Here is a 20389-nt window from a genome sequence, read left to right as displayed (position 1 = left end):
TAAGATGGTTTCACAAAGAGGAGGTGCGAATTGGTAAGCGGCATTACTTCTATTTTTTTTGTTGATTTCAGACCGATCAGTCTAATATAATGGGCCGGTTTGAACGATCGGGCTAACCCAAGCCGACTTTTCTTGATTGATCGATCCGGAAAATGTAGTATGGGGAGGTGAAAGGAGGCATTTTACATTGGCTAGAAGCAAGGAATTCGATTCGACACTCGTCCTGCATAAGGCGATGGAAGTATTCGGTCATTATGGCTATGAAGGCACATCGCTGCAGATTTTGCTAGAAGGTCTGGGCATCGCAAGGCAAAGCCTATACGATACCTATGGTACGAAAAGGGATCTCTTTGTTAAGGCGGTAAAGCATTACATCAATGAGAAGTCTTTCGCCGTTGTTGCTTATTTAACACAGACCCCTTCCGTCAAAGAAGCGATCTCCGGTATATTCGCCGCCATTGCGGATACCTTGAAGGATGAGCAGCGGCGCAAGGAATGTCTCATCCTGTACAGCGCAATTGATCAAGTCCCTCATGACCCCGAGATTGCGGAGCTTTTTGAACAAGATAAAGTCCGTCTGGAGCAAGCGCTTTATGAGGCTTTGGTCCGCGGCCAGCAACGGGGAGAAATCGGAACAAATCAGGATCCGCGCGCGCTGGCAAGATACTTTTACCACGCGAGATACGCGCTTACGCAAGCGGCGAAATTGACAAATGACCCGCTGGTTATCGACCAAATAACGGCCGTAACGTTGACCGTCCTGGACAAAGAATGAAGCGTAAGAACGCTTCATTCTTGCAAAATTCAGACCGGTCCATTATTTTGTCTATTTCGGACTGATTGGTCTATAAAAAGAAAGGAGTATGAACAAATGAACACGAGCAAATTTAAAGGACTGGCGCTTTTTATACTGGCGATCTCGCAGCTGGTCATGGCGCTTGATTACACGATTATTTTTGTAGCAATGCCGTCGCTTGGCAGCGACCTCGGTTTTTCGGCGAATCATTTGCAATGGGTGGTCAGCGCCTATTCGCTGGCCTACGGAGGGTTTCTGCTCATTGGAGGACGGCTATCCGACCTGATGGGCAGACGCCGGATGTTCATTATCGCAATGGGGTTGTTCGGACTGGGCTCGCTGCTAGGCGGCCTAGCGGAATCGCAGCTGCTGCTGATCGCGGCCAGAGGGCTGCAGGGCATTGGAGCGGCGCTGTTATCTCCGGCAACATTGTCGCTGATCATGTCTAATTTTGCAGAGGGGCCGGAGCGTAACCGGGCAATGGGCGTTTGGGCCGCTATGGGCGGCGTCGGTTTGTCGCTGGGCTTGCTGCTTGGAGGGATGCTTACCAGCTATGTCGGATGGGAAGCTACTTTCTACGTCAACGTTCCGATTGCGCTGCTGGTTGTTGTTTTAGCGCCGGTCGTTCTTGCCGAAAGTAAAATAGCTTCGGAGACGAGAAGGTATGACGCTGCCGGTACGGTATCGGTTACCGCGGGCCTCCTGCTTGTCGTGTATTATCTGATCCAGTCCCCGGTAGACGGCTGGCTGAGCGTTTCTACGCTCCCTTATCTGCTAGTTGGCGCGGTCCTCTTACTAGCTTTCGTACGCATTGAGAAACGAGTCAAGGAGCCGCTGCTGCCGTTTCGTATATTTCGCAACCGCAATTTAACAGGCGCTGCATTAACGGCTTTCCTATTCTCGGCTTCGTTCGGCTCCTTGTATTACTTTCTAACGCTCTATACGCAAGGCGTTCTGCATTATACGGCCATTCAATCGGGCCTTAGCTTCTTGCCGCTGACAATCAGCGCTTTTTTGGGTGCTAAACTGATCAACAAAATGCTTGCCGCTGTCGGGACGGCCGGCACAATCGCTTCGGGCATGGGGCTTGGAATGATCGGCTTCCTGCTGCTCAGCAGACTATCTGAAACGGGATCGGTCTGGGGAATGATTCCCGGCACAGTTATCATCGGCCTCGGGCAGGCGCTTGTATTTACGACCATGTTTATTGCCGGCAGCACTGGAGTCGAGCGCGAGCAGCAGGGGATTGCCTCTGCGGTTGTTTCGACCGGCCAGCAAATAGGAAGCGCGGTCGGTCTGGCGGTTATTATGGCGGTGATCACGACTGGTCTTGGCTCGAGCGCAACCTTGGAAACGATGAAGCCGGCCGACCTTAATGCCGCAATTCATATCGCCTTTCTAATCTCGGCGGTTGTTACGGTAATCGGAATTGCAGTAGCCTTTACTGCGCTCAAAAAGTCAAATCCGTCGGCTAAACAGGATATAAAAGCGACGGCTTCCCATTAACTTTATCCTTCCGCACCGGTAACGGATGCAGCCGGTCATTTCGACCGGCTGCTGCTGCTGGCTAAAGCTATTGCATCCCGAAAGAGAGCCCGAGCCTCATGGGCCAATTATTGGATGGGGCGAATAGACTGGTCCAAATTACCAGTAAGCGCTTTAAAAATTCCGAGAGCCCAGAACCCATGCGGGATTTCGGCGTTTGGACAGCCCCCTGAGACCTAATTCTGTGAAAAGGTTAATCTTTCTTGCTTTTGGACCGTGTTATAATTTTGCCAGAAAGCTCGGATGACGAAAGTGACGATAAACCGGTACTTTTAATAACACGGGGAGGTAGTCATGATTAGAGGAAGCAAGCGAACTTGCAGGCATGTGTTGATCGCAATTTGCGCGATGCTCCTGCTCACGATTGGGCCGTTATCGGCTATGGCCGCGCAGGATGGAAAGGCGGCGGTCGCGGATGACGTCACGATTAAGCTTGACGGGGAAGTTATTCAGATTAGCGATCCAGTGCGCAAGCTGGACGGAAGATTGTTTTTGCCCGTAGCAAAGGTTGCTGAATTGTTCGGCGCCAAGGTGAAATGGGATAACAAGACGGAAGAAGCAACGATACATACTACATATGGCGACGTCATTGTATTCGGCAACGAGGTGCCGGTCGTTTATTTTAACGAGGGACGGTACATCCTGGGCGAGATACCGTTCATCGCGGAAGGGCGGATGTATATTCCGCTGCGCGACACCGCTGAGCTGCTGCACGCATCTGTAAAGTGGAATGACGCGGAGAATACGGCGGAGCTTACGACCGTGGAGCCTGCTGTCGTGACGGCAGAGGCAGGTATCGACGAGATTAGCAAGACGACGGGCATTAGCAAGACCGAACTGTTGGCTCGGAACGGGTTGGATAGCAAAGACACGATCAAGGCGGGCACGAAGCTTCGTGTTGTCATTCCATCTGTTCTGGATCATAAAGCTAAGCCTTTTACGGAAGAAGATTTGGAGCTGCTGGCCAAGATTACACAGGTTGAAGCGGGCAATGAATCGTATGAGGGACAGCTCGGCGTTGCTAATGTCATTCTAAATCGGGTGAAGGACCCGCGCTTTCCGAGCTCCATTAAAGGCGTCATTTATTCGGGCAAGCAATTCCCGCCGGCGCATAACGGCATGCTGGACAAAGCGAAGCCGAACGCAAGCGTTCTTCGAGCCGCGAAGGATGCGTTAAACGGCAAAAACAATGTAGGGAAAGCCGTCTATTTCTTTAACCCAAAGGTATCGACCGGATCCTTCTGGGACAGCTTGGACGTTATTGTCACGATTGGTCATCACAGCTTTGCCAAATAGGCCATAAGGAGCCGAGCGAAGGGGCGGTCAACGCCTCGAATCGCGCGGCTCTTTTATTTGCCGGCGTTCGCCTTGCATTTTAACAAAAACTTGCGGTGTGCTATACTGTATACACCGTAAACAATTTTGGAGGATACCGAATATGCCGGACAGCCATAAAAGCCGTGAAGAAGCGCTGGAAGCTCTGCCGGGCGGAGTGAAGCTAAGCTGGGGCATTGTGAAAAAGCCGCGCAGAGGACCGAAGGGGGAGCTGAGTATCCCTCAAATTGTCGAGGCGGCTATTGCCATTGCCGATAAGGACGGACTATCTGCCGTATCGATGAGCCGTGTCGCCCAGTCGCTAGGGTTCACTCCGATGTCGTTGTACCGCTACGTGACAAGCAAGGACGACTTGATCAAGCTAATGCAGGACGCGATTTGCGACATCCCTATACCGCCGGAGAGAAGCGATGTGGGCTGGCGCGATGAGATGCGCGAATATGTGCGGGAAACGGTGCGCATATTCCGCGAGCATCCCTGGTACGCCGACATCACCATTGACAGCATTCCGCTAACGCCGAACACGCTGCGGCTGCTGGATTGGATGCTAAGAATTATGAAGGATTTTCCGGTAAATGATTTTGAGAAAATGTCCTTTTTGCTCCTGATCAGCAGCTACGGCAGGGCATGCGGCATGATCGAGCGGGATATGAATCGGCTGATCGCGTCCGGCGGAAGCGCGGATGAATTCGGCGGACTTCAATATACGGCTGCCCTTAAAGAACTGATCAAGCCGGAAAGTTACCCGCATTTATACCCGGTTCTTATGTCCGGCGCGTACACGGGGGAAACGGAGAATCCGATCGAGAACGACCTGGAATTCGGCTTGGACAGAGTGCTGGACGGCATTGAGCAATATGTGGAAGCGAAGCGGGCGGCGCAAAATAAAAACAGCGATTCGATATAATGTCGAATCGCTGTTTTTATTAGCGGCGTCCCGACTTCTTGCGGAAGGCGGCAGCGCTCCAGACGAGAGCCAGCAGCAGCAGGCCCGCGCACCAGAGAAGGGCGATCCAGCCGTTGTCGCCGACTGGCGCTCCTGCGAGAAGGGCGCGCAGCGTTTCGATAACCGGCGTAATCGGCTGATGATTGGCAACTCCCTGGATCCAAGAAGGCATCGTGTGGGTCGGCACGAAAGCGCTCGACAGGTACGGGAGAAACAGCAGCGCGAAGCCGTATCCGCTGGCGGCGGACGGGCTGCCCGTCACGAGTCCGATCGCGGCGAACAGCCAAGTGAACGTCAGGATGAACAGCACGATCAGGCCGAAGGCTGCAAGCCACTCGAGCACATTGGCGGAAGGCTCGAAGCCGACGAGAAGAGCGACCAGGATAACGATGCAGGTCGCCAGAACGTTGCGGACAACGCTGGCTGCCACATGCCCGGTAATGACGCTGGCGGCCCGGATCGGCATCGTCCGGAACCGGTCGATAATGCCGTTCGTCATATCCGTCGCCACGTCAACCGCCGTACTGGAGGAGCCGAAGCCTGCGCACAGCAGAATGATGCCGGGTACGACATAGTTGACGTAATTGCCGGTGGGATCCAGCGCACCGCCGAAAATATACGTGAACAGCAGCATAAGCATGATAGGGAGCATAATGGCCATTAAGAGCGCTTCGACATTTCGAAGGCTGTGACGCAGGCTGCGCCCGATAAATACGGCGTTGGTCGTAAATAGGGAAGCGTTTCGTTGTACCGTTTCTAATGGTCTCATGATAAGACAGCCTCCTTTTTCGCGGAAGTATCCGCGGCTGATGTCGTTAAGGCAACGAAAACATCGTCCATGCTTGGTTTTCGAATATGGATACGCGTATCGGCCGGCAAGGAAAGCATCATGTCGTTCAGCGTTTGCCGAACATCCGCCATCCCCCCGCTAGTCGGGATCGAGGCAAGGAGCTCATCGCGGTTGTTCCAAAACTCGATGACATCGCCGCCAACCCGCGATTTCAGCTCCTCCGCGGTGCCGGAGGCGACGATCCGGCCGCCGTTAATAACAGCGATCGTATCGGCGAGCTCATCCGCTTCCTCCAAATATTGCGTCGTCAGAAAGATCGTCATGCCTTGCTCCTTCAAGCGGAGAATAATGTCCCATAGCGCTCTCCGGCTGACCGTATCGAGTCCGGTCGTCGGCTCGTCGAGGAAGAGAACCGGCCTGCTGACGATGAGGCTGACCGCGAGATCCAATCTTCTTCGCATGCCGCCCGAATACGTTTTTGCCCGTTTGTTCGAGACGCTCTCCAAATCGAACTGCCTCAATAATTCCTTTGTCCGCTCCCGCGATTCCGCGGAGCTCAGCCCGGACAGCCTGCACATCATGCGCAAATTTTCTTCGCTGGTGAGCACCTCGTCGACCGCGGCGAATTGGCCGGTGAGGCTGATCGATTGCTTCACCTCTTTTTTCTGGCGGACGACGTCGTAGCCGGCGATCCTGGCCGAACCCTCGTCTGGAGCCGTCAGCGTCGACAGGATATGAATAAGCGTCGTTTTGCCTGCTCCGTTCGGACCGAGCAGGGCGAAGATGGTTCCGTGCGGAACGGTTAAATCAAGTCCTTTCAGTACGGCGTTTTGGCCAAAGCTTTTACGAAGTCCCGCGACTTCAATGGCATATGCGCACATGAATGATCACCCTTTCATAAACTGTGGATTGTATAAACAGTATATGACGTAATCAGTTTATAAAACTCAGTCTCGGGGCTGATCTTTTGATCGTGCAGCAGCATTAGTTTTATGAGTGAGTCTGCCATTCCGAAGAGTGAATGGAAGAGCGTAAAAGCGAGGCGAACAATGAATAACCGGATCGTCCTAGATGCTTCAGCTGTTACGTGAATAGAAAGAGGGCGATCCGCCTAAACGGGCCGCCCTCCTAAAGTCAGTCACTTAAACCATCCCTTATGATTAAACCACAACAGCAGCCCGCCTCCGATTGTGAACATCAGTCCGAGTGCCGCGAAATAGCCCCATTTCAGCTCCAGCTCCGGTATATGCACGAAGTTCATGCCGTAGATGCTTGCAATAAACGTCATCGGGATAAAAACGGCCGTCATGACGGTTAATGTTTTCATAATCGTATTCATCCGGTTCGAGTTGATGGACAGGTAGCTGTCGCGCAAATCGGACGTCATCTCGCGGTTCGATTCGATCATCTCGGACAGCTTCAGCAGATGGTCGTGAACATCGATAAAATAAACCCGCAGCTCCTCCATATCGTGAATCCGGTCCGAGTTAATGATGCGGTACAGGAGATCGCGCATCGGCACGACGGTGCGTCTCAGCTTCAGCAGCTTCGAGCGGATGTCGAAAACGTTGTCCATAAGGGTCTGGATCGAATCCGCGCTGACGTTGTTTTCGATGTCGTTCAATTCCTCCTCAATCTCATAGACGCAAGGAAAATATTGGTCCACCAATTTGTCCATTACCAAATAAGCTGCGTAGATAGGCCCTTTCCGGGCGTCTTTGATCTGATTCACCAGCTTGCCCCACGCGTCCTCGATTTCTCTCGAGTAATTGTGATGGAAGGTGACGATGTAGCGGTCTCCCAAGAAGAGGTCAATCTCTTCGGCGGCGAAAGTATTGGGATGGAGGGCGTGCATAACAAAAAAGTGCTCGTTCTCGTAATGATCCAGCTTCGGCCGCTGGAGCAGATGGAAGCAATCCTCCACCGCCAGCGGATGGAAATGGAAGTGCGTGTCTAGTAAGACGGCTTCCTCTTCGGTCGGCTTGTTGAAATCGACCCAGTACCATTTGATATGCGATTCGCACAGGTCATTCAGCGGAACGTCGGTTAGAAGCTGATCATCATGGGTGTAAGCAAGCGTACGGATCATTGCGGCTTGTCTCCTCGTCTCCACGCTCTTATTTGATCGAACGTATGGACAATGTCGCCGTGAATGACAATGTCGAAGAGGCTGTCCATTTCAGTCGCCTCGCGGTTAATAATGGCCAGATCGGCATTGCGGGAGCGCCGCGCATAGCGAGGCAATTCGTTAACGGGATAAACCTTCAGCGAGCTGCCGAGCGCCAGGAAAAGATCGGCTTCATCGCTTGCGGCGAAAGCCTCCTCGATAAACCGCACGCGCCCCTCGAACAGGACGACATCCGGCTTCAGTATAAAATGGTCCCGTTCGCATCGCGGCACCTCCTCGCCAAGCAGATGCTCCAGTCCGTAAACGGCGCCGCATTTCGGGCAATGGGCCGAGTTCAGCGTGCCGTGCGCCTCCAGCACACGGGTGCTGCCTGCTTTACGGTGCAGCCCGTCGACGTTTTGCGTAACGATCGTTACGTCTTTGCCCTCCAGCTCAAGCTCCCTTAAGAAGAGGTGCCCGCCGTTCGGCTCGTATTGCTGCAATGCATGAAATCCGAAAATCTCCTTGAAATATGTCCAAAACGACTTTGGCTTGTGATGGAAATAGGTCTCGGACAAGATTGCCTCTACACGCAACCGGCCTTCATATAATCCGCCTCTGGAACGGAAGTCCGGTATGCCGCTTGCCGTACTGATGCCTGCTCCTGTCAGCACGGCAATGCGTTTGGCTGTATCGAAGGCTTGCGCTAATTGCGCCAGCTTTTCTTTTTGGTTCATGAAGACTCACCTCAACTCGCTTAGCATGCTTCTTATTGTTCATTATACCGAATGACGGGTTTGGGGGATACCAGATCCTGGCTGCGACGCCTTACTACTCATCATAACCAAAGGAAAGGCATCAATCGCAAATGTTTGGCTATTTAGCGGCTAACCCGCAGTTAGTACAATAAGGATGCGGTTAAATGAACCGTCCCCGCATACTGCAGAAGGAAACCAAACGAAAGGAGGATAAGCGAAACGTCGTTAAGCCAAGTAGTGAAAGCGCTATCACTCATGAGGTTTAAGGAGGAAACATGAATAAAAAATGGTTTGTCTATGTGCTGCTGATCGCCATGACCGTGTCGCTGCTGCCGCTTCAAGCCAGCGCGTTTAACGGTGAGGTCGCGCAAGGCTCGGGTTCCTATTCGACGGTTCTCCCGCCCGGAGCGACAAATACTCAAAGCGCGATATTCAAAACAAGCAACGTAACAGGGGCTATGCCGACGAACGACTGGTGGAGCAGCTTGGCCTGGGATACCTATTCCGAGGCGCAGTATCCGCACCCGCTAGCCCTTAAAAATCAGTCGAACGGTATTCGGATTTATTACCCGGGCAATCGTATTTCGTCGAATTCTTCCTGTATTTGCGGGTGGATTAACGACATTCATGATTTCACGGTCGGCCATACGGGAACGTCATCCTTCCCGGACGCCAAGGTTGACGGCTTCAGCGACTGGTTCGTGAAGGCTCGTTACCAGAACGGCGCGAACGCGATGAACGTTACTTACGGTCATGGCTCGCCCTATGTCTATTTTACGTATTCCGGAGGGAGTCCCAAGCTCTCATTCTATACACCTCCGACCATTTGGTCGGGCAGCAGCTCCTCGCCGGTGCTCGGCATTACGATGGCGGGCGCGCATTACGGCTTGTTCGGGGCGACAGGCAGCACCTGGAGCGGTATCGGCACAGGCACGCTGACGAATAACGGCAGCTCCTACTTCTCCATCGCCGTCCTGCCGGATAACTCCCAGCAAACGCTGAACAAATTCGCGCAATACGCCTACTCCCATGTGACGAATACGCAGGTCAGCTATTCCTACAACGCGGCGACCAGCGAAGTGACGTCAACCTTCACCTACACGACTGAGGCGAAGCAAGGCTCGCAGCAGGGCACGATCTTCGCCTTATATCCGCATCAATGGAAGAACTCTACGAAATCCCTTTTGTCCTACACCTACAACTCTGTGCGCGGCACGATGAAGACGGCGGAGGGCACATCCTTCCAGACCAAAATGAAGTTCACCGGCGTGCTTCCGACATTGCCGGACAAAGGCTCTTACAACAAAGCGACGCTGCAGCAATACGTCAACGAGGCGGAAGCCGAAACCTTCTCGGGCAGCGGCGACACCTATTGGGTAGGGAAGCGGCTTGGCAAGCTGGCGACGCTGGCGCCGATCGCGGACCAAGTCGGCGATACGGCCGCAGCGAACAAATTCCGCAACGAAATCAAGACAATCCTGCAAAGCTGGTTCAAGGCAAGCGACGCTTCGGGCAACCTGAAAAGTCAAAATGTGTTCTACTACAACAGCAATTGGGGGACGCTGATCGGCTATCCGGACAGCTACGGCTCAAGCGGGGAATTAAACGACCACCACTTCCACTACGGCTATTTCATTAAAGCGGCGGCCGAAGTGGCAAGGGTCGACAAGGCCTGGGCGCAAAGCTGGGGACCGATGGTCAATCTGCTCATCCGCGATATCGCGAATACGAACCGCAGCGACAGCATGTTCCCTTTCTTGCGCAATTTTGATCCGTATGCGGGCCACTCTTGGGCTTCCGGCCACGCAAGGTTCGGCGACGGCAACAATAACGAGTCCTCGTCCGAAGGCATGAACGCGTGGGCGGCGATGGTGCTGTGGGGCCAAGCCACAGGCAATACGGCGGTGCGGGATACGGGCATCGCATTGTATACGAACGAGATGAACGCAATCAACGAATATTGGTTCGACGTCTCGGGCACGAACTTCCCGGCAGGCTTCACGCGATCGACCGCAAGCATGGTATGGGGCGGCAAAACCGTCGGAGACGGCACCTGGTGGACCGGCAATCCGGAGGAGGTGCACGGCATCAACTGGCTGCCGTTCTCAGCCGCGTCGCTCTATCTCACCCATCACCCGGCGTATACGAACGAGAACTATACCGCGCTGGTGAGCGAGAACGGCGGGACAAATTTCGACGCATGGGAGGATCTGATCTATATGTACCGCGCGATCTCGAACCCTGCGGAGGCGAAAAGCTTCTGGTCGGCGCGCGGGGCGGCGCTCGGCGCCGAGGCCGGCAACTCCAAAGCGAACGCGTACCATTGGATTTACAACCTCGACGCGGTGGGCAACGCCGATCCGACCGTGACGGCGAATACGCCGCTGTATGCGGTCTTTAACAAAAACGGAGTGAAGACGTATGTCGCCTACAACATGTCGAATTCGCCAATCACGGTTACGTTCTCCGACGGGACGGTCGTCAATGTTCCGGCGAACAGCTTCAACACGGGCAACGGCGGCGGAGGGGGCGGCGGAGATACGCAAGCGCCGTCCGTGCCGACCGGTCTAACCTCCACGAAGACGAGCAGCAGCGTAACGCTCTCCTGGAACGCTTCAACGGACAACGTGGGGGTGGCCGGATATGAGATTTATCGGTACGGCATTCTCATCGACACCACGACATCGACGACGTATACCAATGTCGGCTTATCGCCGGGAACGCCTTACTCCTACACCGTTAGAGCGAAGGACGCCGCGGGCAACGTATCGGGGCACAGCGCCGCCCATAACGTGACGACCGATTCGGGCAGCGGCGGCGGCCAGCAGCAATACGTGACGTCGGACTTTACGGCAACCGTGACAAGACCGTCGTCCTCTTCGGAGAAAATCACATTTGCTCCGGCGACGCCTGCTGTATATGTCGACATCCATTACACCGTTAACGGACAAAATCAGCAAAATGTAAGGATGGTCAACAACAATGGCGTTTGGGAGCATACGATTAACAATTTGAGCGCGGGCCAAACGATGGATATCTGGTTCACCTATGAGAAATCCGGGCCGCAATACGATTCCCCGCACTATATTTATCAGCATTAACAAACAACGAGCCTGCAGCTGTTGCTGCAGGCTTGTTGCCGTTGTGTTGCGTGTCTGCGAAATTGGCCATCCGCAGCCGCGCATGTGCATTATTCGGCATCCCCGGCTTTCTTGCGTTCGCGGAAACGGCGCACCTTCATCAGGTTGCCGCAGGTTTTATCCTCGCAGTACCGTTTAGACCGGTTGCGGGTATCGTCAAGAAAGACCCATTTGCAGTTGTCGTTATCGCAAAGCCGGATGCGGCTGCCTAGACCGCTCGCCAAGGATTTGACGAAATCAGCGGCAGCTTCGGCAAGCACGGCATTCCAGGAGTTCTCCTGCGGCTGCCATTCCAAGCGCACGTCCTCGCCGTGAAGGGCCGCCCGGCGGACGACCGCGCTTCGCTGCAGCTGTTCGTTGACGGCGCCCATCATAGGCTCGGTAACGCTGCCGCCTTCATACAGCCGCTGGGCGAATTCCCGCAGCAGGTCCCGGAAGCGCGCCATCTCCTCCAGCTCTGTCGCCGGTGCCGGCACAGGGGCGGTTAAACGATGCTTTTGCAGGAACGCACTCTGCCATTCCGGCTGCGGAAGCTTGTCTATCGCATGCCCGTCGCCTCTCCAGTCATGCCATAGGCTGTTGGCGTAATCGATCCATAGTTCGCTCACTTGCGTTGACCTCCAAGAGATGTGTAACTACCTAAACGAAAATAGCTAGTTGCAATTATATGCATCTTATGCTACCTTTTCATTGTAACGCTTAAAACTCTAATTAGCTAGTTACATTTTATTCGGCGAGGAGATGAAAGGATGAGCTTGAATCGGGTACAGCTGCTGCTTTTGCAAAGAGAACATGCATGGAGCACAGAAGAATGGATCGTTCCGCTTGCCGTCGCATTGGAAGGCGTAACGGCGGAGACTGCCGCATGGGAGCCGGAGGGCGGCGGCAATTCGATCTGGCAGACGGTGCTGCATATCAACTATTACAATGAGCGTCTGCTGAAACGGCTGACCGGGGAGCCGCTAGGCATTACGCTGCCTACAAATAACGCTACATTTGAAGGGGCGGGAGGCAGGGCGGACGAGGAACAGTGGAAGGACACCGTTCGCAGGACGCAGGAGCTCGCAGCGAAGCTTCGCGATGTTATCGCAAGCTATAGCGACGAGGATTTGGAGAAGCCTTACGGCAATTGGACGGTCGGCGAAGAGCTCGCGACTTGGATGCTGCATGACGCGTACCACAGCGGCCAAGTTGTGCTTATCCGCAGACAGCTCGGCAAATGGCGCGGTTAGCGCAGGACTCTGCGCTCCGTTTATTCATGATATACTCTTCCTATCTTAGCCGTTAAGGAGTGTCGCGCATGCACATATCAAAACCGATTGAGGGCTTATATCCGCCGCCTTTTGACCGCTACCTCGTTCTTGTGCCGGAAGGGGATATCGCGCAAATGCTTCAGGAGCAGGAACGAGAGATTGCGGGTCTGTATCGAACGTTCAGCGAGGAACAGAGCTTGCTTCGTTACGGTGAGGGCAAGTGGAGCTTGAAGGAAGTGCTCGGTCATATTATGGATACCGAGCGCGTAATGAGTTATCGGCTGCTTATTGCCGCGCGAGGCGACAAAACGCCTCTTCCTGGACATCCCGACCAATTTGTGAACGGCACAAGCTTTGACCGCAGGACGCTGGAATCGTTGCTTCATGAGTTCCATACGGTAAGGTCCGCCGCGTTGTCTTTGCTGCAAAGCTTGACGCCGGAGGAATACGCGAATACGGGCATCGTGAGAGAAAGCGCAACGTCCGCCTCTGCCTTGGCATACTTTATTCTCGGCCATGCGAAGCATCATGTCACGATCATTCGCGAGCGTTACTTGCCGCTGCTGTAACGGCAGCATGACAGATTGGATGCAACCTTTCCCCTCTATGTGCCGTCCGATGGGTGGAGGGGGATGAAGGATGCGGAAGACGGTGTCAGTAATCATTGTTTTGTTGTGCTGGAGTTGGATGCTCCCAAATGAGACTTTCGCCTTAAAGTGCGCAGAGCCTCCGCTGATCGAGGAAGCTTATGAAGTCTATGACGGTATCGTTCTAGCTGAGGTGGATGCAATTCGTGTGCGCGGCGACCATCGTGCCCTGACATTAACGGTTCTAGAGGGCTTCAAAGGAATAAGCGACGATAGGTTAAAAGTAGTCGAAGATTTGAACTGGGGCGCCAGCGAAAAGGAAGAGCCATATTTATTCTTTTTGAAGCAAAGCGCTGACGGCTCATGGGAGGTTCCGCTATGTTCGGGAGCGAGGAAGGCTTCCGATTCTGCGGATCATCTAGAGTTTTTGCGCAATAAGACAGCTGCGGATACCCCGATAGTTGTACCTGTGATAGACATTTCTTCACTACCTACGATAGACATGAGCAAAATGGAGCTTCATATTAACCAGGCAATCCCAGCCGACAACAGCCGCGGCTTCTATTCTTCATTAGCCTGGTTGGCTCCGCTTGGCGCGGGTCTGCTTGTCTTGGCGGGATTGTGCTGGATCCGTTATACAAAAAAATAAGGAAAGAGGGACGGTGTTCTGCCGTCCCTCCTTCTATTCCTTCAGCTTCCCTGTCGATTCCCTAAAAATCGGCTCCGTCTTTACGTGCGTAATCTGGTACGGTCTTGCGGGATCCTTCACGCGCGCAAGGAGTATATCCGCCGCAATATAGCCCATCTGATTGTTTGGAATATGCGACGTCGTCAAATGAGGATCCACGATTCGCGATTCTGGAGAATCATCGAACCCGCATACCGCCACGTCCTCCGGAATGCGCACATTTCGATTTTTGAGCGCCTTCATCAGGCTGATTGCAATAAAATCGTTGGCGCATACAAAAGCGGTGGGCAGCTCGCCCATTTTATTCAATTGCTTATCCATCCAATCCGGCTCGGAGAAGAACAACCGGTCCTCGTCGACGACGCAGACGGATGGATCAAGCTCCAGCTTGGCGTCGGCGAGCGCCCGATTAAACCCCGCCCATCTCTCGTTAAAGCTTTTACAGTGATTATAATCCCCGACAAAGCCCAGCCTCGTATGTCCGTTCTCAATCAGCCTGCTTGTCATTTTGTAGGTGCTGTGTTTGTTCTCCATCAATATAAGATCTGCCCGAAGATCGGTATAAAAAACCTCCGACGTCGAATCGATGAAGATTGTCGGTATGCCCAAGCTGCACACCAGCTCGGTATACCCCTTATGGAACATTTCGATGCAGATAATGCCATCCACCTTGGAGGCTTCGAAATTTTTGGGGAGGACCATCGCGTCAACCTCATATTCACGAACCATATGGATGGACAAGTTATAGCCCTCCGAGCTGATTTTGCTTTCCAGACCGTTCAGCAGCAGCGAGCCGAAATGAGAGACGCCCGGCAAATTGCAGGTGAGAAGGGCGATATTGCCTGGAGCCTTCGCCATTAAGCTGTCCGTATCGACGTAGGCGAACTGCTTGTATTTAAGCTCGATCGCTTTCTGAATGACTTTGTTTCTTGTTTCCGCAGGAATGCTTTCAGCGCCGTTCAGTGCCTTTGACGCCGTATTTCGGGATATGCCCAAAGCATTGGCAATGTCCTGTATCGTAACCTTTCCTTTGGCCATATGAAGTACCACCTTTATCAGAATGCCTACTAGAATTGATTATATTAACCTTACAACAGTTGGGCAAAAATATCAATTTTGCATTTACAAATGAAAAAATAAATAAGTGTATTTGTAAAATTAAAACTAACTTTACAAATGACAAAATTTGAATTGTGCATTTTGTGCAGGATAGTTAGTGGGAAATTTAAGGAAAACAGCTGCGCTTTTATTGCGAAGGGGCGGTTTTTAGCCAATTTGTACCGATTTTCCGGCAATTCTATGAAATAAAGGCAGCGATTATGACAAATATACCAATGCAAATGACAAAATAATTTGTGCATATTATGTTGACATTTGCTCCTTTTAGGTGATAAATTGAATGTGCAGATGGAGATGAAAGCCCTTACTTTTAAGATTACAAATGTTTACTTGAATCATTGCATTCGCTGGATAGGGGGAATGAACGTGCAAAAAACTATGCGTTTTATGAAAACCAACTATTTTTTATACTTGCTCATCGCGCCTGCTTTTCTATTAACGATCATTTTTAAGTACATACCGATGTACGGCGTTCTGATCGCGTTTAAAGACTTCAGTTACAGCAAAGGCATACTTGGGAGCGAGTGGGCTGGCTTTGACCATTTCGCCAAGTTTCTCAATGCGCCGAATTTCGAGGTTATCTTTATGAATACGCTGAAGCTCAGCGCTTACGGCTTACTGCTGGGCTTCCCGGTCCCGATCCTGCTCGCGCTTATGCTGAACCAGCTGCGCAAAGCCGCAGCGAAAAAGAACATTCAGCTTATCCTGTATGCGCCCAATTTCATTTCCGTCGTTGTGATCGTCGGCATGCTGTTCGTCTTCTTGTCCCCGACGGGGCCCGTCAACAAAATCGTAACGCTGGTAACGGATCACCCGATTACGTTTATGTCCGATCCGGAATACTTCCGGGCGATTTATATTTTGTCCGGGATATGGCAGACGGCCGGCTGGTCCTCCATCATCTTTGTGGCCGCGCTGGCTTCTGTGGATCCGGAGCTGCACCATGCGGCCAATATGGACGGGGCAAATCTTCTTCAACGAATATGGCATATCGATCTGCCGGCGCTAAAGCCGGTCATGGCTATTCTATTTATTTTGTCGGCGGGCGGCATTATGGCGATCGGGCATGAGAAAGCGTTCCTGATGCAAACCGCGCTGAATATTCCGACCTCGGAAATTATCGCGACCTACGTATACAAGGTGGGCTTAAAGGCGGGGGATTACTCGTATTCCGCGGCGATCGGCTTGTTCAATTCCGTTATTAATATCATTTTGCTCGTCTTTGTCAATTACGTCGTCAAAAAATTGAATGAAGGCGAAGGCCTGTACTAGGAGGGGAGTCGTTATGAACGTTAAGCCAACGCGGCTCGATCGTGCCGTTCTAGCCATTAATGCCTGTCTGCTGACCTTGACGGTGCTGGTCGTCATTATTCCGCTTCTATATGTGGTAGCGGCCTCCTTCATGGAACCGACGGCCCTGCTGAACAAGGGAATATCGTTGAACCCGGCCGACTACAGCATTGAAGGCTATAAGCTGATTTTGGGCAATGAAGCCATGCTTCGCGGATTCCTTAACGCCGTTTATTATTCGGCCGCTTTTACTTTCGTCACCGTGGTCGTCTCCTTATTCGCCGGCTACCCGCTTGCCGTTGACAATTTCGCTGGGAAGAAGTTTTTTATGACCGTTTTTGTCTTCACGATGTTTTTCGGCGGGGGGCTAATCCCGACGTTCTTGGTCGTCAAGGATCTCGGCATGCTGAATACGCCATGGGCCGTCATTCTGCCGGCAGCGATTAACGTGTGGAACATCATATTGGCGAGAACCTTCTTCAAGGGGATTCCGAAGGAGCTTAACGAAGCCGCGAAGGTGGACGGAGCTGCGGAGCACCGTATATTCTTCGGCATCGTCCTTCCGCTGTCGAAGCCGATTATTTTTGTTCTCGCGCTGTACGCGTTCGTCGGGCAGTGGAACTCTTACTTTGACGCGATGATTTATTTGGAGGACCAGAAGCTGTACCCGCTGCAGCTCGTGCTTCGGTCGATTCTGATTCAGAACCAAGTGGATCCCAGCATGATTACGGACCGAACGGCGATGGCCGAGATGAAGCGTCTCTCGGAAATTATTAAATACGCGTCGATTGTCATCTCGAGTCTCCCGCTGCTTGTGATGTATCCGTTCTTTCAGAAGTACTTCGAGAAAGGTGTCATGGTCGGCTCCCTGAAGTAGGGAGAAGGCTGGCATATAGAAGACTACATAGGAGGGGTTAGCATGAAAAAGAAAATGGGTAAACGATCGGCAGCGGCGGTATCATTGGCGGCTCTGCTGCTTGTAACGGCGTGCACGAACAATTCGGGAGGAAATCATGGAGGAGACGGCGCCGACGGCTCGAAAGTCACGCTGGAATTTATGACGCAGAGCTCGCCTCTTGCGCCGGCCGATCCGAACGAGAAGCTGATTTTCCAGCGGATGGAGGAGGCGACCGGCATTCATATCGAATGGACCAACTACACGAACGACATCTTCGCAGAAAAACGAAATTTGGCGCTCGCCACGGGCGATTTGCCGGATGCGATCTTCGACGCGGGACTCGGCGATTACGATCTGCTCCGGCTCGCGGAGGACGGCACGATCATCGCGCTGGACGACATCATCGAAAATCAGATGCCGAATTTTAAAAAGGTGCTTGAGGAGGCCCCGCAATATAAAGCGATGATCACAGCGCCGGACGGCCATATCTATTCTCTGCCATGGATTGAGGAGCTTGGCGCGGGCAAGGAAAGTATTCACTCCGTTAATAACATGCCATGGATTAACGTAGATTGGCTGAAGAAGCTCGGTCTCGAAATGCCGACAACGACCGAAGAGCTGAAGCGGGTGCTGATCGCCTTCAAGACGCAGGATCCGAACGGCAACGGGCAGGCGGATGAAATTCCGATGTCCTTCATTAACTCCAACGGCGGCGGCGAGGATCTCGGCTTCCTGTTCGGCTCCTTCGGCGAAGGCATGAACTGGGATATGACATTGGTCAGCAATGACGGAAAGGTTTCCTTTGCGGCGAGTAACGAAGGGTTCAAGGAGGGCGTTAAATATTTTAATGAGCTGTACCAAGAGGGTCTTATCGACATTGAGTTTTTGACGCAGGATTGGAACACGTACGTGGCCAAAGGGAAAGAACATGTATACGGCCTGTACTTCACCTGGGATAAAGCGAACATTACCGGCATGAACGATAGCTACCAGCCGATGCCGGCGCTGACCGGACCGGGCGGCATTAAAAATGTGACCCGAACGAACGGCATGGGCTTTGACCGGGGACGGATGGTCGTAACGAAGGATAACGATAATCTCGAGGCGACAGCGAAGTGGATGGATAAGCTGTATGAGCCGCTTCAATCGGTGCAGAACAACTGGGGAACGTACGGCGACGAGACGCAGCAGAACATATTCGAGTTCGACGAGGCTTCGCAAATGCTGAAGCACCTTCCGCTGGAAGGGACGGCTCCCGCCGAGCTGCGCGGCAAAACAAGCGTAGGCGGGCCGCTTGCGATCCTGGATACCTATTATGGAACCGTAACGACGAAGCCGGACGATGCGGCATGGCGGCTTGATATTTTGAAGAACGTCTATGTTCCGGACATGAAGGGCGAACATATTTATCCGCGCGTATTTTTCTCCCTGGAGGAATTGGACCGATTGTCCGCAATTGAAACGGATATGTTCGCTTACGTGCTTCAGAAACGGACGGAGTGGATCGAGAACGGTAAAGTCGACGCGGAATGGAAGGACTATTTGGCGGAGCTTGACCGTCTAGGGCTGCAGGAGTGGCTGCAAATTAAACAGACCGGCTACGACAGAAGCACCGGTCAATAAAAAAGAGATAGGAGTGTGGAGAGCATGCTGAACGTTAGAGAAGAAAAATACCGTCCGCAGTTCCATTTCACGCCGCCGGCGAACTGGATGAATGATCCGAACGGCATGGTGTATTACGACGGGGAGTACCATTTGTTCTACCAGCATCACCCGGACGGCACAACATGGGGACCGATGCATTGGGGGCATGCCGTCAGCTCGGATCTGGTGCATTGGGAGCATCTGCCGATCGCGCTCGCACCGGATGAATACGGCACGATTTTTTCCGGCAGCGCCGTTGTCGACTGGAACGATACGACCGGATTTTTCGAAGGCAAGCCGGGGCTCGTCGCGATTTTTACGCATTCGGATCACGATCAGGAGCTGAACCGTCCCAGGCAGCGGCAAAGCTTGGCGTACAGCGCGGACAAAGGACGGACGTGGACGAAGTACGAAGGGAATCCGGTGCTTGCAAGCGATACGCTCGTCGACTTTCGCGATCCGAAAGTATTCTGGCACGAGCCGAGCGGCAGATGGATCATGATCTTGGCGACCGGAGACAGGGTTCAGCTCTATACCTCTCCGGATTTGAAGGCTTGGACGTTCGGAAGCGAGTTCGGACAGGCGGAAGGCTCGCATGAAGGCGTGTGGGAATGTCCGGATCTGATCGAGCTTCCAGTGGCCGGGACGGATGATACCAAATGGGTGATGCTCGTCAGCATCGGCGACAATCCGGATTGTCCCGAAGGATCGAGAACGCAATACTTCATCGGCGATTTCGATGGCTCGACGTTTACGAACGATAATGCGCCCGGTACGGTTCTATGGCTGGATCACGGCAGAGATAACTATGCCGGCGTCACTTGGTCGAATGCCGATGGGCCGGCGAACGGGAAGCTGTTCATTGGTTGGATGAGCAACTGGAAGTATGCGAACCTGACGCCGACCGTCAGCTGGAGGAGCGCGATGACGCTGCCAAGAGTGCTGTCGCTTCGGAATGGAAGCGAAGGCATTAGAGTCATTCAGCATCCAATCGGGAGCTTGACCGCGCTGCGTGGCGAGACGAAGCAGTGGGGCGAGACGGCTGTGGTGCCGGGGCGGAATTTACTTGAGGGCGTTCATGGCGGCGTCTGCGAAATCGTGTGCGAGCTGGAGCCGGGTGAAGCGGCGGAGGTTGGAATAAAGCTTAGGGCTTCGGAAGACGAGGAGACGGTCGTCGGCTACGACATCGCTTCCGAGATGCTGTTCATCGACCGCCGGAGGTCAGGGGAGTCCGCATTCCATCCGGAGTTCGCCTGCAAGCACGGCGTGCGGCTGCTGCCGCATGAAGGGCGGATCAAGCTGCATATTTTCGTCGACCAATCGTCAATCGAAGTGTTCGCGAATGACGGGGAGGCTGTGCTTACCGACTTGATTTTCCCGGATCCGCGCAGCACGGGGATGGAATTGTACGCGCAAGGCGGCAGCGCGAGATTGCTTACATTTTCCCTGCATGTCTTGAAATCGATGTATTCGGCTGTTACTGTATAAGGAAA

The 20389-nt window shown here is 53.1% G+C and carries 18 protein-coding genes; 12 read left to right on the top strand and 6 right to left on the bottom strand.

The features are described 5' to 3' along the window. Nucleotides 1–187 precede the first annotated feature (187 nt). The 4 genes from D3P08_RS23940 (at nucleotide 188) to D3P08_RS23925 (ending at nucleotide 4583) form a co-directional block, all read left to right on the top strand. Entirely contained in the window at nucleotides 188–775 is a 588-nt protein-coding gene (locus tag D3P08_RS23940) for a TetR/AcrR family transcriptional regulator (RefSeq protein WP_119602654.1), read from the top strand. 96 nt (nucleotides 776–871) lie between these two features. After that, complete coding sequence (locus D3P08_RS23935) at nucleotides 872–2302, top strand: MFS transporter (protein WP_119602653.1); 1431 nt, start codon at nucleotides 872–874, stop codon at nucleotides 2300–2302. Nucleotides 2303–2635: 333 nt separating this feature from the next. Continuing rightward, a complete protein-coding gene (locus D3P08_RS23930) occupies nucleotides 2636–3637 on the top strand; it encodes a cell wall hydrolase (RefSeq protein ID WP_119602652.1) in 1002 nt (333 codons plus the stop codon). 142 nt (nucleotides 3638–3779) lie between these two features. Further along, the gene (locus D3P08_RS23925) at nucleotides 3780–4583 is read left to right on the top strand and encodes a TetR/AcrR family transcriptional regulator (protein WP_119602651.1); all 804 of its coding nucleotides are present in this window, start codon (nucleotides 3780–3782) and stop codon (nucleotides 4581–4583) included. A gap of 19 nt (nucleotides 4584–4602) precedes the next feature. Here the strand turns inward: D3P08_RS23925 and D3P08_RS23920 are convergent, their stop codons facing one another. The 4 genes from D3P08_RS23920 to D3P08_RS23905 form a co-directional block, all read right to left on the bottom strand. After that, the gene (locus D3P08_RS23920; protein WP_119602650.1) at nucleotides 4603–5391 is read right to left on the bottom strand and encodes an ABC transporter permease; all 789 of its coding nucleotides are present in this window, start codon (nucleotides 5389–5391) and stop codon (nucleotides 4603–4605) included. Then, nucleotides 5388–6293 carry an ATP-binding cassette domain-containing protein gene (locus D3P08_RS23915; protein WP_119602649.1) on the bottom strand — a complete coding sequence of 302 codons (906 nt, stop codon included), beginning with the start codon at nucleotides 6291–6293 and terminating at the stop codon, nucleotides 5388–5390. The genes D3P08_RS23920 and D3P08_RS23915 overlap by 4 nt, the downstream gene beginning before the upstream one ends. Nucleotides 6294–6550: 257 nt before the next feature. Continuing rightward, nucleotides 6551–7501 (bottom strand): magnesium/cobalt transporter CorA, encoded by a 951-nt coding sequence (gene corA, locus D3P08_RS23910; protein WP_119602648.1) that lies wholly within the window; start codon nucleotides 7499–7501, stop codon nucleotides 6551–6553. Continuing rightward, nucleotides 7498–8256, bottom strand: a complete 759-nt coding sequence (locus D3P08_RS23905) for an NAD-dependent protein deacylase (protein ID WP_119602647.1) — start codon at nucleotides 8254–8256, stop codon at nucleotides 7498–7500. Before D3P08_RS23905 ends, corA begins: the two co-directional genes overlap by 4 nt. A gap of 296 nt (nucleotides 8257–8552) precedes the next feature. Between D3P08_RS23905 and D3P08_RS23900 the strand changes: the two genes are divergently transcribed. After that, nucleotides 8553–11378, top strand: a complete 2826-nt coding sequence (locus D3P08_RS23900; RefSeq protein WP_119602646.1) for a glycosyl hydrolase — start codon at nucleotides 8553–8555, stop codon at nucleotides 11376–11378. 89 nt (nucleotides 11379–11467) lie between these two features. Here D3P08_RS23900 and D3P08_RS23895 read toward each other — a convergent pair whose 3' ends face one another. Continuing rightward, the gene (locus D3P08_RS23895) at nucleotides 11468–12025 is read right to left on the bottom strand and encodes a CGNR zinc finger domain-containing protein (RefSeq protein ID WP_119602645.1); all 558 of its coding nucleotides are present in this window, start codon (nucleotides 12023–12025) and stop codon (nucleotides 11468–11470) included. A gap of 141 nt (nucleotides 12026–12166) precedes the next feature. On the opposite strand from D3P08_RS23895, the gene D3P08_RS23890 reads away from it, so the two are divergent. From D3P08_RS23890 to D3P08_RS23880, 3 genes are all read left to right on the top strand, one after another. Then, nucleotides 12167–12649, top strand: a complete 483-nt coding sequence (locus D3P08_RS23890) for a DinB family protein (RefSeq protein WP_119602644.1) — start codon at nucleotides 12167–12169, stop codon at nucleotides 12647–12649. Between the two features lie 68 nt (nucleotides 12650–12717). Further along, entirely contained in the window at nucleotides 12718–13239 is a 522-nt protein-coding gene (locus D3P08_RS23885; RefSeq protein ID WP_119602643.1) for a DinB family protein, read from the top strand. A 70-nt stretch (nucleotides 13240–13309) separates the two neighbouring features. Beyond that, nucleotides 13310–13906 carry a hypothetical protein gene (locus D3P08_RS23880; protein ID WP_119602642.1) on the top strand — a complete coding sequence of 199 codons (597 nt, stop codon included), beginning with the start codon at nucleotides 13310–13312 and terminating at the stop codon, nucleotides 13904–13906. A 33-nt stretch (nucleotides 13907–13939) separates the two neighbouring features. Here the strand turns inward: D3P08_RS23880 and D3P08_RS23875 are convergent, their stop codons facing one another. Continuing rightward, nucleotides 13940–14983: a LacI family DNA-binding transcriptional regulator gene (locus D3P08_RS23875; RefSeq protein ID WP_119602641.1), complete on the bottom strand. Its 1044-nt coding sequence runs from the start codon at nucleotides 14981–14983 to the stop codon at nucleotides 13940–13942. A 441-nt stretch (nucleotides 14984–15424) separates the two neighbouring features. Here D3P08_RS23875 and D3P08_RS23870 point away from each other — a divergent pair, with 441 nt between their 5' ends. From D3P08_RS23870 to D3P08_RS23855, 4 genes are read left to right on the top strand one after another with little or no spacing between them, the layout of a single operon-like run. After that, nucleotides 15425–16336, top strand: a complete 912-nt coding sequence (locus D3P08_RS23870) for an ABC transporter permease (protein ID WP_119602672.1) — start codon at nucleotides 15425–15427, stop codon at nucleotides 16334–16336. Nucleotides 16337–16349: 13 nt separating this feature from the next. Beyond that, nucleotides 16350–17231, top strand: coding sequence for a carbohydrate ABC transporter permease (locus D3P08_RS23865; RefSeq protein ID WP_119602640.1), 882 nt, complete (start codon nucleotides 16350–16352; stop codon nucleotides 17229–17231). A 42-nt stretch (nucleotides 17232–17273) separates the two neighbouring features. Beyond that, nucleotides 17274–18875, top strand: a complete 1602-nt coding sequence (locus D3P08_RS23860) for an ABC transporter substrate-binding protein (protein ID WP_119602639.1) — start codon at nucleotides 17274–17276, stop codon at nucleotides 18873–18875. A gap of 24 nt (nucleotides 18876–18899) precedes the next feature. Beyond that, nucleotides 18900–20384, top strand: coding sequence for a glycoside hydrolase family 32 protein (locus D3P08_RS23855; protein WP_119602638.1), 1485 nt, complete (start codon nucleotides 18900–18902; stop codon nucleotides 20382–20384). Nucleotides 20385–20389: the final 5 nt, after the last annotated feature.

Source organism: Paenibacillus nanensis, from assembly GCF_003583765.1.
Taxonomy (GTDB): domain Bacteria; phylum Bacillota; class Bacilli; order Paenibacillales; family Paenibacillaceae; genus Pristimantibacillus; species Pristimantibacillus nanensis.
The sequence above is the reverse complement of the archived record's forward strand: the minus strand, read 5'-3'. Positions and strand labels throughout refer to the sequence as shown.

Excerpts from the sequence above, each read along its gene's own strand:
- D3P08_RS23870 (WP_119602672.1), top strand. The coding sequence starts at position 15,425 with ATGAACGTGCAAAAAACTATGCGTTTTATGAAAACCAACTATTTTTTA.
- D3P08_RS23915 (WP_119602649.1), bottom strand. The coding sequence starts at position 6,293 with ATGTGCGCATATGCCATTGAAGTCGCGGGACTTCGTAAAAGCTTTGGC.
- D3P08_RS23935 (WP_119602653.1), top strand. The coding sequence starts at position 872 with ATGAACACGAGCAAATTTAAAGGACTGGCGCTTTTTATACTGGCGATC.
- D3P08_RS23865 (WP_119602640.1), top strand. The coding sequence starts at position 16,350 with ATGAACGTTAAGCCAACGCGGCTCGATCGTGCCGTTCTAGCCATTAAT.
- D3P08_RS23855 (WP_119602638.1), top strand. The coding sequence starts at position 18,900 with ATGCTGAACGTTAGAGAAGAAAAATACCGTCCGCAGTTCCATTTCACG.
- D3P08_RS23890 (WP_119602644.1), top strand. The coding sequence starts at position 12,167 with ATGAGCTTGAATCGGGTACAGCTGCTGCTTTTGCAAAGAGAACATGCA.
- D3P08_RS23930 (WP_119602652.1), top strand. The coding sequence starts at position 2,636 with ATGATTAGAGGAAGCAAGCGAACTTGCAGGCATGTGTTGATCGCAATT.
- D3P08_RS23920 (WP_119602650.1), bottom strand. The coding sequence starts at position 5,391 with ATGAGACCATTAGAAACGGTACAACGAAACGCTTCCCTATTTACGACC.
- D3P08_RS23875 (WP_119602641.1), bottom strand. The coding sequence starts at position 14,983 with ATGGCCAAAGGAAAGGTTACGATACAGGACATTGCCAATGCTTTGGGC.
- corA (WP_119602648.1), bottom strand. The coding sequence starts at position 7,501 with ATGATCCGTACGCTTGCTTACACCCATGATGATCAGCTTCTAACCGAC.
- D3P08_RS23925 (WP_119602651.1), top strand. The coding sequence starts at position 3,780 with ATGCCGGACAGCCATAAAAGCCGTGAAGAAGCGCTGGAAGCTCTGCCG.
- D3P08_RS23860 (WP_119602639.1), top strand. The coding sequence starts at position 17,274 with ATGAAAAAGAAAATGGGTAAACGATCGGCAGCGGCGGTATCATTGGCG.
- D3P08_RS23905 (WP_119602647.1), bottom strand. The coding sequence starts at position 8,256 with ATGAACCAAAAAGAAAAGCTGGCGCAATTAGCGCAAGCCTTCGATACA.
- D3P08_RS23880 (WP_119602642.1), top strand. The coding sequence starts at position 13,310 with ATGCGGAAGACGGTGTCAGTAATCATTGTTTTGTTGTGCTGGAGTTGG.
- D3P08_RS23900 (WP_119602646.1), top strand. The coding sequence starts at position 8,553 with ATGAATAAAAAATGGTTTGTCTATGTGCTGCTGATCGCCATGACCGTG.
- D3P08_RS23885 (WP_119602643.1), top strand. The coding sequence starts at position 12,718 with ATGCACATATCAAAACCGATTGAGGGCTTATATCCGCCGCCTTTTGAC.